Below are 15,709 nucleotides of genomic sequence, written 5' to 3'. Positions count from 1 at the left end.
TTTGAGAGTATGAAACCTTGCCATCACTGAAGAGTAAAAACTCTTATTTTTGTAACTAGGCTATGACATACTCAAATTGTTGATTACCTAAACAGGCACATACTATGGCGACAGCAACAGCGGGTTACTCGGTCAAAGAGGAAGTGGCGAGCAGTATTAGTCATGGACTGGGTATTGTTTTTGGTATCGTTGCACTGGTTTTAATGCTGACAACGGCGCTAAATAACAATGCCAGTGGCCTTGCGATCACCAGTTACAGTATTTACGGTGCAAGCATCATTGTGCTTTATTTGGCATCGACCCTTTACCACTCCATTCCTTTTGAGAAAGCCAAACGGGCGCTCAAAACGTTCGATCATTGCGCGATTTTCCTGCTGATTGCGGGAACTTATACCCCGTTTATGCTGGTTAGCCTCGGAACCACACTGGCTTTGTGGGTGATGGGTATCATCTGGGCATTGGCGTTGATTGGTATTATCGGTAAGGTGGCTTTCGTTTATCGCTTCAAAACGATGTCATTGGTGACCTATCTTGCGATGGGATGGTTGTCGCTGGTGGTGATATATCAGCTCTACCTGTCATTGGAAACAGGAGGGTTGGTTCTGCTTGCGCTTGGCGGGCTGGTGTATTCACTTGGCGTCATTTTCTATGTCAAACGCACCATCCCCTTCAATCACGCAATTTGGCACCTGTTTGTACTCGGCGGCACCGTGCTTCACTTCTTTGCTGTTTACCTTTATGTGGTAAAAGGCTAATGAAATGCTCTGGCGCGTTAATCGCGCCAGAATGCTGGAAACAGCAGTACCAATACGGTCAGAATTTCTAACCTTCCCATTAACATCCCAAGGCTCAACACCCACTTAGCGGTATCGGACAATTCCGCAAAATTCCCTGTCGGTCCGATAATTGGTCCCAGACCCGGCCCTACGTTGGCGACGGCAGTCATGGAGGCACTCATGCTGGTGATCCCATCAAGCCCGGTGGCTGCCAGAATCATCGCGATCACCAAAATGGTAATGAAGTAGGTGATCGCAAAAGCCACAACAGAACGGACAATTTCTTCATTCACCGGACGTCGGTTGTAGCGCTGCACAAACACACCGGATGGGTGAACCAGTTGGTTGATGTGTTTACGCAACAGGGCAAAGGCAACCTGAAATCGGAATATTTTGGCACCACCTGCCGTCGAGCCCGAGCAGCCACCGACGATCATCATGAAGGCGAAAACGACCGAGGTAAAAGGTCCCCATGCTGTGAAGTCGTCAAGGCCAAAGCCAGTTGATGTGACCACGGAGATGATATTGAACAGCGAGACGCGCACCGCATCATCGATTTCATACCCCTGCTTGGTCACCAGCCAAATAGCCACCAGCGCACTGGTGAAAACAACCAGCTTGGTGAAGCCGCGGATTTGTGCATCGCCCAGTAAATCTCTAAGTGTCTTGCGGCGCATTGCCTGAATGAAGATAAGAAACGGTAAGCCGCCGGCAAACATAAATACAACAGCAACCCAGTGTGCCGCGTGGGAGAAATGATTCATTGAGCCGTCAGACGTCGAATATCCGCCAGTAGAGAGGGTGGTCAGCGCATGATTCACCGCCTCAAACGCCGTCATACCCGTCATCCAGTACGCAATAAAACATAGCAGCGTCAGCAATACGTACACCGTCATAATGCTGGTGGCGACACTTTTGGTGCGAGGGCTTGATTTAGCTGACCAGTCGGATGATTCGGTGTGGAATAGCTTCATGCCGCCGACGTTGAGAAAAGGCAATATCGCCACACCCATCACGATAAACCCGATACCGCCAAGCCACTGAAGTGTTGAGCGCCAAAGTAAAATGCTGGCGCCATGTTATCAAGCCCGCTCAATACGGTCGACCCTGTGGTAGTGATCCCCGACATGGTCTCGAAATAGGCATTGGTAAAGCTGATGTGATTGATGAACACAAAGGGGAGCGCGGCGAATGCGCTGGCAATGATCCACACCATGGTGGTCAGCAAAAACATCTCTCTGGTATTTAGGCGAAAGTCTCGGGTTTTTCCGAGTGTGAGGCACAAAAAGGCAACAGAGTGAGTGATGGTAACCGCCAGTGCAAAGCTCAGAAAGCCGGGCGTCCCGGTTGCCAGCGCCAGTATGGTCGGTACATACATGAACAGGGCGATCTTAGATAAGACCAGCCCGATAACAAATAAGACAGGTTTAAAATTAACCATGTTTGGATGACGTCTGTCAGGTTATAAAAAGAACGGACTTGGCTGGAACAGCCTCTCCACGTCAGGGATATATTTCTTGTCCACCAAAAACATCACCACGTGATCATCCTGTTCAATGACGGTTTTGTCGTGTGCGATAAGCACTTCTTCGCCGCGTACAATCGCCCCGATGGTGGTGCCTGCTGGAAGCTTTATTTCGCCGATTGCGCGTCCAACTACTTTTGAGGTGGTGGCGTCGCCGTGTGCGACAGCTTCAATGGCTTCTGCAGCGCCACGGCGCAGGGACGATACGTTGACGATGTCGGCCTTACGCACGTGAGTTAGCAGCGCCGAAATCGTCGCTTGCTGTGGTGAGATTGCCACATCAATGGTGCCGCCCTGAACGAGATCTACGTAAGCACCGCGCTGGATGAGTACCATGGCTTTCTTGGCACCGAGTTTTTTCGCCAGCATGGCTGACATGATGTTGGCTTCGTCTTCATTGGTAACCGCAATAAACACATCAATTTGATCGATATGTTCTTCGCTTAAAAGCTCCTGATCGGATGCATCACCGCAAAACACGATGGTGTTCTCAAGAATCTCGGAAAGCTGCTCAGCACGGCGGGGGTTGCGCTCAATCAGTTTAACGCTATATGCCCGCTCAAGGCTTTTGGCGAGACCCGCGCCGATGTTACCGCCGCCGACAATCATGATTCGCTTGTAGGGGTTTTCGAGTCGCTGCAGCTCACTCATTACGGAGCGAATATGGTTACTTGCTGCCACGAAAAAGACTTCATCATCGGCTTCAATGATGGTGGTGCCTTGCGGACGGATAGGACGGTCCCGACGGAAAATAGCCGCCACCCGGGTATCGATGTGCGGCATGTGCTCACGTAGTGCGGACAAGGCATGACCAACCAGAGGCCCACCGTAGTAGGCTTTAACAGCAACTAGACCGACTTTCTCATCGGCAAAGTTAACCACCTGAAGCGCACCGGGGTACTCAATCAGGCGATGAATATAGCGGGTCACCAAGTCTTCCGGTGCAATCAGGTGATCGACCGGGCAAGCTTCGGTTTGGAAGAGTTGCTTTTTGACCGCCAGATACTGAGGGCTTCGGATCCGGGCCACCCGGTTTGGTGTGTTATACAGGCTAAACGCAACCTGACAAGCAATCATATTGGTTTCATCAGAGTTGGTGACGGCAACCAGCATATCCGCATCTTGTGCCCCTGCTTCAAGCAGAGTTGACGGGTGACTGGCATAGCCCTGAACAACACGAAGATCGTACTTGTCCTGCAATTCACGGAGACGCTCGGGGTCGCGGTCAACGATAGTGATGTCGTTGTTCTCGCCAACCAGATTTTCTGCAAGCGTACCGCCAACCTGACCTGCACCCAAGATGATGATTTTCATATATTCTGTCTGAAACCTCTGTTTCGATAGCGCAGCCGAAACACGCTATGCATTTGCTGCGCTTGCTCTTATCTACAGTTAAGCCTGTTTTTGCAAAACGGCGTAGTAAAAGCCGTCCATGTCATCCTGCCCGGGGAGAATTTGGCGTCCTGGGTTCTCCGCATCACCAGTGTGCAGTTCAGCGTCGTCATGTCGCGCCAAAAATGCTTTCACTTGTTCAGCATTTTCCTGAGGCGTTACAGAGCAAGTTGCATACACCAGCGTGCCACCGCGTTTGAGCTTTTGCCACATTGCGTCGAATATCTCTGCCTGCAGTGTGACCAATTGTTCAATATCATCTGCACGGCGGAGCCATTTGATATCAGGATGGCGGCGTATTACGCCTGTTGCCGAGCAGGGAGCATCCAGCAAAATCCGGTCAAAGTCTTCACCTTGCCACCACTTGTCAGGAGAGCGTGCGTCGCCACAAATGACGTCGGCATTCAGGTTCAAACGGCTAAGATTTTCTTCAACACGGGTCAGACGGTTTGCGTCAGCATCAATCGCCACGACTTTTGCGTCAGGCTGATGTTCGAGAATATGGCAAGTCTTACCGCCGGGAGCAGCGCAACAGTCGAGGATAAGCTCGCCCGCCTGTGGCTGCAGATAATTGACGGAAAGCTGCGCGGCTGCATCCTGCACAGATACCCAACCTTTCTCAAAGCCCGGTAATTTGGTGACATCACACGGTGAGGCCAACCTGATAGCATCGTGTGCCTCTGGGTGAGGATCGCCTTCAATGCCTTCGGCGTTCAGAAGATTGAGGTACTCATCGCGACTGTGATGCGTGCTATTAACCCGCAGCCACATCGGCGCTTTTTGGTGGTTACTGTCAACAATTTGCTGCCAGCTGTCCGGATAAGCATTTTGCAGTAACTTCAAAAGCCAGCCCGGATGACCATAGCGTCCGGCATCATGGCTGATTGCTTTCTCGTTCAGCGCATCTTGTTCACGTTGATAGTTGCGTAAAACGGCATTCACCAAGCCGCGCAATTGTGGTTTTTTCAGCGGTTTGGTGGCGTTCACGGTTTCTGCCACTGCCGCATGGGCGGGCACACGCATGTAGTTCAGCTGATACAGGCCAACCAAAATCAGGTGATGGAAAACGCGTTGTTTCCCTGTCAGTGGCTTTTCCATCAGGGACTGGGTGATAGCTTCCAGTCGTGGTAGCCAGCGCAGAACGCCGTAACAGATTTCTTGCAGCAGCGCGCCATCGCGGTCAGCGATTTGTTGTTGGGCTTTGGGTAAGACGGCCGTTAGAGACTGACCCTGATCGACAACCTGAAAAATGACCTTTGCGGCCATAGCTCTCACGTTCATGGTTACACCTTAGACAGACCCGGACATGGCTGCCGGGTGTTAAAACAAGAAGGCCAGCAGAAGGGCTGGCCTTGGAATTACAGCGTATTGCCGACTTCAAACCAATCGCGGCGGGCATTAAGAATATCTGCCGCCGACATGGCTTTCTTACCCGGTGGTTGCAGTGACGTCAGCGATAACACGCCTTCACCAGTTGCGACGTCAATACCACGTTTGCTGGTGGCGATGACCGTACCCGGTGCTTCGCTTGTTTCGCCATCTGTGACCTTTGAAGCCCAGACTTTGACGTTATTGTCGCCGACCGTAAAGTAGCTCATCGGCCATGAATTGAACGCGCGAATACAGCGCTCAATTTCGACAGCAGACAGTTGCCAGTCGATACGGGCTTCCTCTTTGCTGAGCTTCTTGGCATGGGTTGCCAGTGCATCATCTTGTTTGACGGCTTCAGCTTTGCCTGCAGCGATATCATCAAGACATTCCACCAATGTCTGCGGCCCTATATCTGCCAGACGCTGGTAAAGAGACGCGCTGGTTTCCTGTGGGTCAATGTCAACACGGGTGATTTTCAACATGTCTCCTGTATCTAACCCTTCATCCATCTGCATGATGGTGACACCCGTTTCTTTGTCGCCAGCCCAAACAGCACGCTGAATAGGTGCCGCCCCGCGCCATTTTGGCAAAATAGAGCCATGAACATTGATACAGCCGAGGCGAGGTGTGTCGAGCACGGCTTTGGGTAGAATCAGACCATAGGCAACCACCACCATAATGTCGGCGTCAATCGTTGCCAGCTCCTGCTGCGCCTCTTCATTTTTGAGGCTGACAGGCTGATAAACCGGAAGGTTGTGCTCAACAGCGAGCGCTTTAACGTCGCTCGGTGTCAGTTTCTTACCTCGGCCTGCCGGGCGGTCAGGCTGGGTATAAACCGCCACAACCTCATGGTGTGAAGACAATAAAGCCGCCAAATGGCTGGCAGCGAAATCCGGTGTACCGGCAAATATAATTTTCAGTGACTGGCTCAATGGAAACCTCTAGCTGGCTTTCTGGCTGGCGCGTTTGATTTTTTCGAGTTTCTGCTTGATGCGTTGACGCTTGAGGGGAGACAGATAATCGACGAATAACTTACCCATCAGATGGTCCAGCTCGTGCTGCACGCAAATAGCCAGCAGGTCGTCGGCGTCAAACTGGTACTTGTTGCCGTCGCGATCCAGCGCTTTTACTGTGACTTCTGCCGCGCGAGGAACCAATGCCTGTGACCCCGGTACTGACAGACAGCCCTCTTCAATACCGTCTTCGCCACGCTTTTCAATGATCTCTGGGTTGATCAGCACCATCGGCTCGTCGCGGGTTTCTGATACATCAATCACGACGATACGCTGATGAATGTCTACCTGCGTGGCAGCCAGTCCAATGCCGTTTTCTTCGTACATGGTTTCCAGCATGTCGTCGACAATTTTTTGAATTTCCGGGGTGACGCTTTCCACTGGCTTGGCGACAGTCCGCAGGCGCTCATCCGGAAAGGTTAAAACTTGCAATACGCTCATAATCTCTTCTAAATCTTGAACTGTGCCGTATCCGGCATTGTCTGGTTGGCCTAATTCTAGACATTTTGCAACCCAAATGACAGCATCTCCGCTGTTAGTCTGGTTTTAGGGACATCCAATGCTTAAAAACTTATTCATGGCAGGGGTTGCAGGACTGCTTTCATTTCAGGCTGCTGCGGCAGTCACCTTATCTGATACTGCGCCCGACACCTATGTCGTGAAAAAAGGCGACACGCTTTGGGATATTTCTGCACTCTATCTCGAAAAGCCTTGGAACTGGCCAGCGCTTTGGAAGCAAAACCCAGACATCAAAAACCCCCACCTGATTTATCCCGGAGACACGCTGTCTTTGGTGTGGCACAACGGTGAGCCACAGTTGGTGAAAACCAATGCAGGTAACTCATTGACGCCGCTACAGGCACTCGGAAAAGCGTTAATGACGCCTTACCTTGAATCTGATGCTTTAATCAGTCAGGCCGAACTGGCGTTAGCGCCGAAAGTCATGGGGTCGCCGGATGGGCGTCAATACTTTACGGGTCGTGAAGCCGTCTATATAGATACAGAGCTTTCCTTACCTGAATGGGAAGTCTATCGTCCGGTTTCCGGATTTAACCGAGAACTTGGCGAACATACTGCCAGTGTCAGCAGTCTGAAGCACATCGCCTCTGCTAAGGTTGTCGCGGCTGGCGATGGCAGAGCCAAGGTCAAGCTGAGCAATATCTCTCGTGAAGTCAAAGCAAACGATATTCTCCTTCCTAAGCTTATGTCGGAAGAGGATAAGGTGTTCTATCCCAAGCCCGCCTCGGAAGGTATTGATGGTCGTATGATTGGTCATCTTTACGGCAGCCGTTATGTCGGTATTCGTCAGGTTGTCGTCATCGACCGCGGTGAGGAAGACGGATTGTCGGCAGGCCACACGCTGGCAATTAACGAGCAAGGTGCTGCGGTTTCTTCAGCGAAAGGCAACTTCGATTATTCTGACGAGAAAGATGCTGAGTCATTACCCGGTTGGCAGATTGGTACGCTGATGGTGGTGAAGCCTTATTCTCACTTTAGCCTTGCTGTGGTGATGGAAGCTGAAAAGCCGCTCAGCGGCGATTTACCGATAAGCAGCCCAAAATAAATTATGACTCAGGCCTCGCTGGAGAGTTGGATACGGCTGTCTGCCGTGCCAAGGTTGGGTGGGCAAAAGCTCAGCAAGCTGCTGAGCCATGCGTCACCTGAACAACTGCTCTCTATGCATCCTCAGCAATTGCGCGCGTTGGGGCTCAGCGAGGCGCAGGTTGCGAGCTTTCGTCAGCCAGAGTCAGTGGCATGGGAAAAGTGTCGGCGATGGCTCGACAACCCCGGCCATCATATCCTTCCTTTAACCGACCCACGTTATCCTTATCTGCTTCGTCAAATATCATCGCCTCCTCCTGTTCTGTTTATAAGAGGCAATCCTGATGTGCTGTCACTGCCACAAATAGCGATGGTGGGCAGCCGCAATGCCAGTCATGAGGGGCTGACGTTGGCAAGACAGTTTGGCGCTGACTTCGCTAAGAATAACTTGGTGGTTACGAGTGGTCTTGCCTTGGGTATTGATGGCCGAGCGCATCGCGGTGCGCTGGATGCAGATGGAATCACGATCGCAGTTCTGGGCTCTGGCTTGATAATCTCTATCCCAAACACCATATATCACTGGCAGGGGAGATTACGGAGCGTGGTGCGCTGGTTTCAGAGTTCTGGCCATGGTCACCGCCCAAAGCCGCCTTTTTCCCGAAACGTAACCGTATAATCAGCGGTTTATCTTCTGGGGTATTGGTGATTGAAGCGGCTTTCAAAAGTGGCTCGCTGATCACCGCAAGGTGCGCGTTGGAACAAGGGCGTGATGTGTTTGCCCTGCCGGGTTCGATCCACAACCCACACGCACAAGGAAGCAATGGTCTTATTAAACAGGGTGCGTATCTTGTTGAGTCTGTTGAGGATGTCTTATCGCAGACGGGCATTTTGTCGAATTGTGCAATTAATCACCTAATCGAAATAGCACCGGGCTCAGAGCAGCAAGAAGAATTGCCATTTCCTCATCTGTTAGCTAACGTAGGAAATGAGGCAACATGTGTAGACGTGCTTGCTGAAATCTGCGATCAACCCGTACACGAAATTATGATGCAGTTGTTAGAGCTTGAGTTACAGGGTTTTGTATCAGCAGTACCCGGTGGCTATGTCAGAACGAGGAGGGGCTAGCCATGATGGACATTCTTATGTACCTGTTTGAAACCTACATCCACAGCGATGTGGAATTGATGGTTGACCAGGATGAATTGGCCGATGAACTGTCCAGGGCCGGATTTCATCAAGAAGACATCTATAAGGCGCTTGCATGGCTTGAGAAGCTGGCACTGTTGCAAGATGCCGATCAGAATCCTTATCTGACAGGTAGTGCGCTTACCGCAATGCGCATTTATACCCCAAAAGAAATGGAGCGACTGGATACTGAAAGTCGAGGCTTCATTATCTTTTTGGAGCAAATGAAGGTGTTAACACCAGAAACCCGTGAAATGGTGATTGATCGTGTCATGGAGCTGGATGCACAGGATTTTGCATTGGAAGATCTGAAGTGGGTGATCCTGATGGTACTGTTCAATGTACCGGGCAACGAGAGTGCCTATGACCAAATGGAAGAATTACTGTACGATGTGGGTGATGAGTACGTGCACTGAGTGCATGGGTTCGACCTAATGTCTGAGGTTTTTTCATTTTGGCGAGAAAAATAGACCAGTCACTGTTTCCTGAATCGCAAAAGCGACCCGAAATTCAAGAGCACTGCCCGGAATGTGGCAGTGCTCTTTTAATTCGTCACGGCAAACGTGGCCCTTTCAAAGCATGCAGCAGTTACCCTGACTGCGATTACTCCCAAGCGCTCAATAATTACGACGGCCACGTCGTCAAAGAGCTTGGCCTGCCTTGCCCTGAATGTGGGGACGAGCTTGTGTTGCGTCAGGGCCGTTTTGGTATGTTTATTGGTTGTTCGGCATACCCGAAATGCCAGCACATCGAGAAACGCGAAAGTCAGCCACGTGAGGCGGAAAGTGCAATATCCTGCCCCGAGTGTGGTTCGGGCATACTGACCGAGCGTAAATCGCGTTATGGCAAAACCTTTTATGCTTGTGATGCTTATCCGAAGTGTAAGTTTGCCGTCAATCAAACGCCGATTCAGGGTACATGCGAGGCTTGCGGCTTTGGTTTGCTCGTGGAGAAGAAATCGGCGAATGGCAACTATAAACAATGTGCCAGCCGTAAGTGCCAGCAGCGACAGTCTGAGACTGAATCAGAGGCATAAAAAAACCGACTTTCAGTCGGTTTTTTCAATTTGATTTAACCCTATCAACGCAGGCGTTCGGCAGCTTCTTTTACAGCCGGAAACTCTGTGCTATCGAGTGCTTGGCTCAGTGTAGTGAGCTGCTCCGCCAGTGCCTCGCGGCTTGCCGCTGTTACATTGATATGGCCAATTTTCCGCCCCGGACGAGGTGCTTTGTCATACCAATGCAGGTGGCAGCCCGACATGATCGCTTGTGGCACATTGACGTGCCCGACCATGTTGATCATCGCTGTTGGTGCAACACGCGAAGTATCACCCAATGGTAAGCCACACACTGCTCGCAGATGGTTTTCAAACTGACAAACCCAGGCACCCTGCTGGGTCCAGTGGCCAGAGTTGTGAACGCGCGGTGCGATCTCATTGACCATCAGTGTGCCGTCCACATCAAAGAACTCGATAGCCAGCACGCCAACATAATTCAGTGCATCCGCGACAGCTTTGAACATCTGCTCTGCCTGTTGCTGAAGCGCGTGATTATCGTCAGCGGCTACGGATACGCTCAGTATGCCGTCGGTATGAATGTTCTCTGTCAGCGGGTACATGGCGGTATCACCGTTAGCACCGCGCACGCCAATAAGCGATACCTCGCGGTCAAACGGGATAAAGGTTTCAGCAATCACGCATTGTCTGTCATCGGCGTCGGCCAAAAAGGCTTCAACACTTTGCCACGTCGCCTCGACATCCTCAGTGCTTTTAATGCGCCACTGACCTTTTCCGTCGTAGCCATCCAGCGCACTTTTCAGGATCAAAGGCAGACCGAGCTTGCTGATAGCCGCATCGTAATCTTCACGCTGATTAATGACATTATAAGGCGCATTATTGACTCCGGCTTTATCGAGCACGGATTTCTCAATGCGACGATCACCACCTGTGAGGATCGCCTCTGCACCGGGGAGAAACTTACCGCTGGCCTGACATTGCTCAAGAATATCTGGTGCGATATGTTCAAATTCTGCTGTGATGACATCAGCACGTTCAATCGCTGAGGCGAGGCCCTGACCAAGTACTTCACGTGTTAACGGATGTACCGTGTTGCCTGAGTTCACATCGAAGGCGGAAATATGAAGATTAAGAGGAGCACCAGCCAGAGACATCATACGTGCTAGCTGGCCTGCACCGAGAATCAATACATTCATGAATTACTCCACCGACGGATCTGGGTGGGCCAGTACGGTTTCAGTCTGGTTCGCGCGGAATGCATCAACTTTCTTCATCAGCGCATCATCACTGGTTGCCAAAATCTGCGCCGCCAGTAAACCCGCATTGGCAGCTCCGGCATCACCAATTGCCAGCGTACCGACTGCAACGCCCTTTGGCATTTGAACAATAGACAGTAACGAGTCCATTCCTTTCAGGGCGCGGGACTGAACCGGAACACCAAGTACTGGCAGGCTGGTAAAGGCTGCAGTCATACCTGGTAGGTGCGCTGCGCCACCGGCACCAGCAATAATGACGCGAATGCCACGCTCAGCGGCAGCACCTGCATAATCCGCAAGCAGCTGGGGCGTGCGGTGAGCAGAAACCACTTGAGTTTCGTACGCGATACCAAAGTGATCCAGCATGTCTGCTGCGTTTTTCATGGTTGGCCAATCCGATTTTGAACCCATGATGATGCCGACTTTCATTAACTGCTCCTGTTACTGCCGAGTGTGCATTCAATTTTGAGACGTCATTATATCGGCAAAAAATCGTAGGGAAAACGTTTGCGTCACCTGTTTTTCTGATATCGCTTGGTGATTGGCCGTAGAAACTGTCTGCTGATTGACCAGAAAATGGAAATATATTGAGTTGATGCGGCAAAATTAGTCATAGTATGGCGCAAAGAGAAACAAATCTGCGGAGAATAGTGGTGGCAAATGTAGAACAGTGCGTTGAGGCGTTGCGTCGTGGTGAGGTGATTGCTTACCCTACTGAAGGCGTATTCGGCGTGGGCTGTGACCCGGATGATAGCAGCGCCATTGAGGCGTTGCTGGCGGTGAAAGACAGGCAGAAGGCCAAAGGACTGATACTGATTGCAGCAAGCCTTGAACAACTCAATGGCTATATCGATATGTCGCAGTTGCCTGATTCGGTGAAAGAACAGGTGAAAGCCAGCTGGCCTGGCCCGGTGACTTGGGTGATGCCAAAGGGTGAGAAAGTCACATCATGGGTAAGCGGCCAATTTGATACTGTTGCGGTCCGAGTATCCGATCATCCGGATGTACAGGCGCTTTGCCAGGCGTTTGGTAAGCCTATTACGTCTACCAGTGCCAATCTTGCCGGTGAGCCACCGTGTATGTCAGTCGCTGATGTTGAGCTGCATCTGGCAGAGCGTGTCAAAACAGTCTTTGATGGAAAGACAGGCAACCGTGACAAGCCGACTGAAATTCGTGATGCACTGACAGGTAATATTTTACGTCAGGGATAAGGATGCTAATTAAGGAATGAGCGTGCAGAACCAGACCAATCAGGTAAATAAAGAACAGGTTAAAGCTTTCCTGCTTTCATTGCAGGATACTATCTGTCAGGCACTGGAGCAGGAAGACGGTGCGGCCAGTTTCAAGCAAGACAGCTGGGAGCGTCAGGAAGGCGGTGGTGGACGTAGCCGTGTCTTGCGCGATGGTGCGGTGTTTGAGCAGGCGGGCGTCAATTTCTCTCATGTATTTGGCGATAAAATGCCTGCATCGGCGACAGCGCACCGCCCCGAGTTGGCTGGCCGCAGTTTCGAAGCCATGGGAGTATCCTTAGTTGTGCACCCGAATAACCCTCATGTGCCAACGTCTCATGCTAATGTCCGCTTCTTCATCGCTGAAAAAGAGGGTGAAGCACCTGTCTGGTGGTTTGGCGGCGGATTCGATCTAACACCGTTTTATCCTGTCGAAGAGGATTGCGCGCACTGGCATCAGGTTGCCAAGTCGTTGTGCGAGCCTTTCGGTGATGACGTATATGCAGAACATAAGGCATGGTGCGATCGTTACTTCTTCCTTCCTCATCGTCACGAGACCCGTGGTGTTGGCGGCTTATTCTTTGATGACCTAAATGGATGGGGATTTGAAAATAGCTTTGCCTACATTCGAGCGGTAGGGCTTGGTTACCTTGATGGCTACCTGCCGATCGTCGCCAAACGCAAAGACACTGAGTTCGGTGAAAAGGAGCGTGCCTTTCAGCTATACCGACGTGGTCGTTATGTTGAGTTTAATCTGGTGTATGACCGAGGCACCTTGTTTGGTTTACAAAGTGGAGGCCGAACCGAGTCCATCCTGATGTCTATGCCACCCATGGCCCGTTGGGAGTATTGCTATGAACCGGAAGCAGGCTCGCCGGAAGCAAGATTATACGAAGAATTTTTAACCCCTCGGGAGTGGTAACCAATCATGTCAGGGACAGATCAATATTTGGTGGTTGGCAATCCAATCAATCACAGTAAATCACCGTTTATCCACGCCGAGTTTGCAAAAAGCACTGGCGAAGTGCTGACCTATGAAAAACTGGAAGTCGCAAAAGACGGTTTCGTTGACACCATGTCGGCGTTTTTTGCTGGCAACGGAAAAGGCTGTAATGTCACCGTGCCTTTCAAGGAAGAGGCTTATCAGTTTGCAACGACACTGACTGAGCGAGCTAGGTTAGCGGGCGCAGTAAATACGCTAAAGCTGATGGATGACGGCAGTATTCTTGGTGACAACACAGATGGACAGGGTCTTGTTGCTGACTTGCTCGATCATGATGTTGCGCTTACAGGGGCACGAATCTTACTTATCGGCGCGGGTGGTGCAGCAAGAGGCGTTATCCTTCCTCTTTTGGCCCATCAGCCAAAAGAAATCATCATTGCCAACCGTACTGCCAGTAAAGCTGTTGCTTTGGCGGAAAGCTTCAATGTGCATGCTAAATCTCACCAAAGTCAGATCACAGCCTGTGAAATGTGCGCGCTTGAAGGAGAGTTCGATGTGATCATCAACTCGACCGCTGCCAGTCTCAGTGGAGAACGCCCGGCTATTGATGCTGACACTATTGGCTCAACCACAGTGATGTATGACATGGCATATGGTGTGGGCGAAACGTCTAGTAACCAGTGGGCCCGTGAGCAAGGCGCCAAGCAGGTCATAGATGGTCTGGGGATGCTGGTGGGTCAGGCCGCTGAAAGTTTTTATGTCTGGCGTGGTGTCAGGCCAGAAACGCAAAGGGTCTTATCTGCGCTTAGGCAGTCACTGGCATAGTGATATGTTGAAACTCGGTAACTCAATCAAATGAACCAAAGTATTTTATTTCCTGATCAGCAAACTTATAACGTCACAAGAGAGGCTGTTGCTTTTCCGGCTCAGTCCTCTGGCGCGTTGATCCCTTGTTTTGTCTCTGTGGATTGGCTGCAAAGGCAGACAGGAAATAGCCTCAATGCTGAGAGTGAAGTGTTGGCAGCGTTCAATCAATGTCGGTTTGATCTTGAAGACGCTGCCGAAGCGGCGATTGAAGACGAAGACTTCAATCAGCAAGGTGAGGTGTGGATCAGCTAGCTTCGTTCAGATAATCATTTTTTGTCTGAACATAGTTGCTTGATGACTTCTTAAGAAAAGCCACTTCTTCATCTTTCAAAGGACGGGCTTGTTTCACCGGGCTGCCAACATACAGGTAGCCCGACGCCAGCATCTTACCCGGAGGAACTAAACTGCCTGCGCCAATCACCACATCATCTTCAATCACCGCACCGTCGAGAACAATCGCCCCCATACCGACGAGAACACGATCTCCAATGGTGCACCCATGCAACATTACCTTGTGGCCCACTGTCACATCATCACCAATAATAAGAGGGTAACCATCAGGGTTCTCGGCGTTTTTGTGAGTCACATGCAGGACTGAACCATCCTGTACGTTAGTTCTGTTTCCCACCTTAATAGAATTGACATCTCCGCGTGCGGCGACCAAGGGCCAGATACTGGCGTCATCACCGAGTGTGATGTCTCCGGTTAATACTGCGGTTCTATCAATGTAAACACGCTCACCAAGAGTTGGCGTAATGCCTTTGTAGGGGCGTACATCTGCTTCCATGAATATGTCCTATCTTCTATTTGTTCTTCCAAGCCTATATTGGCAAGTTATCCGGTGCAATAATTGAACGAAAAAACACCAAAATGTGTTGTTTTGGGTGAAAAATGGTCAAACGCACCGCTTTGCCGTAAAAAACACAAAAAAGGGGTTGCTAAGAATTGTGACCTCCCTATAATGCCGCCTCACCGACACGGAGCGCACTGCCTAACACGCAAACGCACCGAATCGGTACGGCGAAAATGGCCTGCAAAATTGATGAAAAATAAGTGCTTGACGCGCTGGTTTGAATCAGTAAAATGGCCGCCCGCTTCAACGGAAAAAGCCAGTAGCTATCCCGGGTTGAGGCAAGTCAACAAGGTGTTTTGAGGGTTGCGACAGCAACACTGAAAAATCTCAAAATAACTTCTTGACTTAAACGTCGGACAGCGTAACATACGCAGCCCTGACCTACTGAAGCAACGCTTCACAAGTCAACGCTCTTTAACAATTTGACCTATGCAATCTGTGTGGGCACTCGTGAATGATAGACAAAAAGATTTATCAATGTTTACTGAGTGACCAAACGAAATAACTTCGGTTATATCGGCACAGTCAATTCGTTTTGCTTCTGCTTTTTAAAAGTGGAGACAAAACACAACAGTATTTCATTGAGCCGTTATCTTCGGATAACAACAAAATTCTAATTGAAGAGTTTGATCATGGCTCAGATTGAACGCTGGCGGCAGGCCTAACACATGCAAGTCGAGCGGAAACGAGAAGGTGCTTGCACCTTCGGCGTCGAGCGGCGGACGGGTGAGTAATGGCTGGG

15 protein-coding genes, 1 rRNA gene and 3 pseudogenes are annotated in these 15,709 nt (G+C 50.6%); 11 read left to right on the top strand and 8 right to left on the bottom strand.

From position 1 onward, the window contains the following. The first annotated feature begins 104 nt into the window (after nucleotides 1–104). On the top strand, nucleotides 105–755 hold the full coding sequence (trhA, locus tag CS022_RS17160) for a PAQR family membrane homeostasis protein TrhA (protein WP_129123314.1): 651 nt from the start codon (nucleotides 105–107) through the stop codon (nucleotides 753–755). 17 nt (nucleotides 756–772) lie between these two features. Here trhA and CS022_RS17155 read toward each other — a convergent pair. The 5 genes and pseudogenes from CS022_RS17155 to def all read right to left on the bottom strand — a co-directional run bounded on the left by CS022_RS17155 (nucleotide 773) and on the right by def (nucleotide 6,518). Then, nucleotides 773–2,217: pseudogene (locus tag CS022_RS17155) on the bottom strand (TrkH family potassium uptake protein). Between the two features lie 21 nt (nucleotides 2,218–2,238). Beyond that, a pseudogene (gene trkA, locus CS022_RS17150) lies at nucleotides 2,239–3,645 on the bottom strand (Trk system potassium transporter TrkA); the annotation flags it as partial. A 48-nt stretch (nucleotides 3,646–3,693) separates the two neighbouring features. Next, nucleotides 3,694–4,974, bottom strand: coding sequence for a 16S rRNA (cytosine(967)-C(5))-methyltransferase RsmB (gene rsmB, locus CS022_RS17145; protein ID WP_129123312.1), 1,281 nt, complete (start codon nucleotides 4,972–4,974; stop codon nucleotides 3,694–3,696). A 77-nt stretch (nucleotides 4,975–5,051) separates the two neighbouring features. After that, nucleotides 5,052–5,996 (bottom strand): methionyl-tRNA formyltransferase, encoded by a 945-nt coding sequence (fmt, locus tag CS022_RS17140; RefSeq protein ID WP_129123311.1) that lies wholly within the window; start codon nucleotides 5,994–5,996, stop codon nucleotides 5,052–5,054. Nucleotides 5,997–6,005: 9 nt separating this feature from the next. Beyond that, on the bottom strand, nucleotides 6,006–6,518 hold the full coding sequence (gene def / locus CS022_RS17135) for a peptide deformylase (RefSeq protein WP_129123310.1): 513 nt from the start codon (nucleotides 6,516–6,518) through the stop codon (nucleotides 6,006–6,008). Between the two features lie 118 nt (nucleotides 6,519–6,636). Here def and CS022_RS17130 point away from each other — a divergent pair, with 118 nt between their 5' ends. The 5 genes and pseudogenes from CS022_RS17130 (at nucleotide 6,637) to CS022_RS17115 (ending at nucleotide 9,840) form a co-directional block, all read left to right on the top strand. After that, nucleotides 6,637–7,641, top strand: a complete 1,005-nt coding sequence (locus CS022_RS17130; RefSeq protein ID WP_129123309.1) for a LysM peptidoglycan-binding domain-containing protein — start codon at nucleotides 6,637–6,639, stop codon at nucleotides 7,639–7,641. 3 nt (nucleotides 7,642–7,644) lie between these two features. Further along, nucleotides 7,645–8,414, top strand: a pseudogene (dprA, locus tag CS022_RS17125) (DNA-processing protein DprA); the annotation flags it as partial. Further along, complete coding sequence (locus tag CS022_RS28205; protein WP_408057259.1) at nucleotides 8,391–8,744, top strand: DprA-like winged helix domain-containing protein; 354 nt, start codon at nucleotides 8,391–8,393, stop codon at nucleotides 8,742–8,744. The pseudogene dprA and the gene CS022_RS28205, both read left to right, overlap by 24 nt. A gap of 2 nt (nucleotides 8,745–8,746) precedes the next feature. Continuing rightward, entirely contained in the window at nucleotides 8,747–9,220 is a 474-nt protein-coding gene (locus CS022_RS17120) for a DUF494 family protein (protein WP_129123308.1), read from the top strand. Between the two features lie 38 nt (nucleotides 9,221–9,258). Continuing rightward, nucleotides 9,259–9,840 (top strand): DNA topoisomerase family protein, encoded by a 582-nt coding sequence (locus tag CS022_RS17115; protein WP_129123307.1) that lies wholly within the window; start codon nucleotides 9,259–9,261, stop codon nucleotides 9,838–9,840. A 44-nt stretch (nucleotides 9,841–9,884) separates the two neighbouring features. Here the strand turns inward: CS022_RS17115 and CS022_RS17110 are convergent, their stop codons facing one another. Together CS022_RS17110 and purE are read right to left on the bottom strand one after the other, a co-directional pair. Continuing rightward, the gene (locus tag CS022_RS17110) at nucleotides 9,885–11,015 is read right to left on the bottom strand and encodes a 5-(carboxyamino)imidazole ribonucleotide synthase (protein ID WP_129123306.1); all 1,131 of its coding nucleotides are present in this window, start codon (nucleotides 11,013–11,015) and stop codon (nucleotides 9,885–9,887) included. A gap of 3 nt (nucleotides 11,016–11,018) precedes the next feature. Next, a complete protein-coding gene (purE, locus tag CS022_RS17105) occupies nucleotides 11,019–11,504 on the bottom strand; it encodes a 5-(carboxyamino)imidazole ribonucleotide mutase (RefSeq protein WP_129123305.1) in 486 nt (161 codons plus the stop codon). 224 nt (nucleotides 11,505–11,728) lie between these two features. Between purE and CS022_RS17100 the strand changes: the two genes are divergently transcribed. The 4 genes from CS022_RS17100 to CS022_RS17085 are packed head-to-tail and all read left to right on the top strand — an operon-like array spanning nucleotide 11,729 to nucleotide 14,366. Further along, nucleotides 11,729–12,286 (top strand): L-threonylcarbamoyladenylate synthase, encoded by a 558-nt coding sequence (locus CS022_RS17100; RefSeq protein ID WP_129123304.1) that lies wholly within the window; start codon nucleotides 11,729–11,731, stop codon nucleotides 12,284–12,286. A gap of 22 nt (nucleotides 12,287–12,308) precedes the next feature. Further along, entirely contained in the window at nucleotides 12,309–13,226 is a 918-nt protein-coding gene (gene hemF / locus CS022_RS17095) for an oxygen-dependent coproporphyrinogen oxidase (protein ID WP_235869572.1), read from the top strand. A gap of 3 nt (nucleotides 13,227–13,229) precedes the next feature. Next, nucleotides 13,230–14,072 carry a shikimate dehydrogenase gene (gene aroE, locus CS022_RS17090; RefSeq protein ID WP_408057258.1) on the top strand — a complete coding sequence of 281 codons (843 nt, stop codon included), beginning with the start codon at nucleotides 13,230–13,232 and terminating at the stop codon, nucleotides 14,070–14,072. Between the two features lie 30 nt (nucleotides 14,073–14,102). Further along, nucleotides 14,103–14,366, top strand: coding sequence for a DUF1488 family protein (locus CS022_RS17085; RefSeq protein ID WP_129123301.1), 264 nt, complete (start codon nucleotides 14,103–14,105; stop codon nucleotides 14,364–14,366). On the opposite strand, the gene CS022_RS17080 is transcribed toward CS022_RS17085, so the two are convergent. Further along, nucleotides 14,359–14,901, bottom strand: coding sequence for a gamma carbonic anhydrase family protein (locus CS022_RS17080; RefSeq protein ID WP_129123300.1), 543 nt, complete (start codon nucleotides 14,899–14,901; stop codon nucleotides 14,359–14,361). The genes CS022_RS17085 and CS022_RS17080 overlap by 8 nt on opposite strands. A 680-nt stretch (nucleotides 14,902–15,581) precedes the next feature. Here CS022_RS17080 and CS022_RS17075 point away from each other — a divergent pair. Next, nucleotides 15,582–15,709, top strand: a 16S ribosomal RNA gene (locus CS022_RS17075); the annotation flags it as partial.

The sequence above is a fragment of the Veronia nyctiphanis genome (assembly GCF_004116385.1).
GTDB classification, from domain to species: domain Bacteria; phylum Pseudomonadota; class Gammaproteobacteria; order Enterobacterales; family Vibrionaceae; genus Veronia; species Veronia nyctiphanis.
The sequence above is the reverse complement of the archived record's forward strand: the minus strand, read 5'-3'. Positions and strand labels throughout refer to the sequence as shown.

Excerpts from the sequence above, each read along its gene's own strand:
- CS022_RS17080 (WP_129123300.1), bottom strand. The coding sequence starts at position 14,901 with ATGGAAGCAGATGTACGCCCCTACAAAGGCATTACGCCAACTCTTGGT.
- CS022_RS17130 (WP_129123309.1), top strand. The coding sequence starts at position 6,637 with ATGCTTAAAAACTTATTCATGGCAGGGGTTGCAGGACTGCTTTCATTT.
- rsmB (WP_129123312.1), bottom strand. The coding sequence starts at position 4,974 with ATGAACGTGAGAGCTATGGCCGCAAAGGTCATTTTTCAGGTTGTCGAT.
- CS022_RS17120 (WP_129123308.1), top strand. The coding sequence starts at position 8,747 with ATGATGGACATTCTTATGTACCTGTTTGAAACCTACATCCACAGCGAT.
- trhA (WP_129123314.1), top strand. The coding sequence starts at position 105 with ATGGCGACAGCAACAGCGGGTTACTCGGTCAAAGAGGAAGTGGCGAGC.
- CS022_RS17085 (WP_129123301.1), top strand. The coding sequence starts at position 14,103 with ATGAACCAAAGTATTTTATTTCCTGATCAGCAAACTTATAACGTCACA.
- CS022_RS17110 (WP_129123306.1), bottom strand. The coding sequence starts at position 11,015 with ATGAATGTATTGATTCTCGGTGCAGGCCAGCTAGCACGTATGATGTCT.
- purE (WP_129123305.1), bottom strand. The coding sequence starts at position 11,504 with ATGAAAGTCGGCATCATCATGGGTTCAAAATCGGATTGGCCAACCATG.
- def (WP_129123310.1), bottom strand. The coding sequence starts at position 6,518 with ATGAGCGTATTGCAAGTTTTAACCTTTCCGGATGAGCGCCTGCGGACT.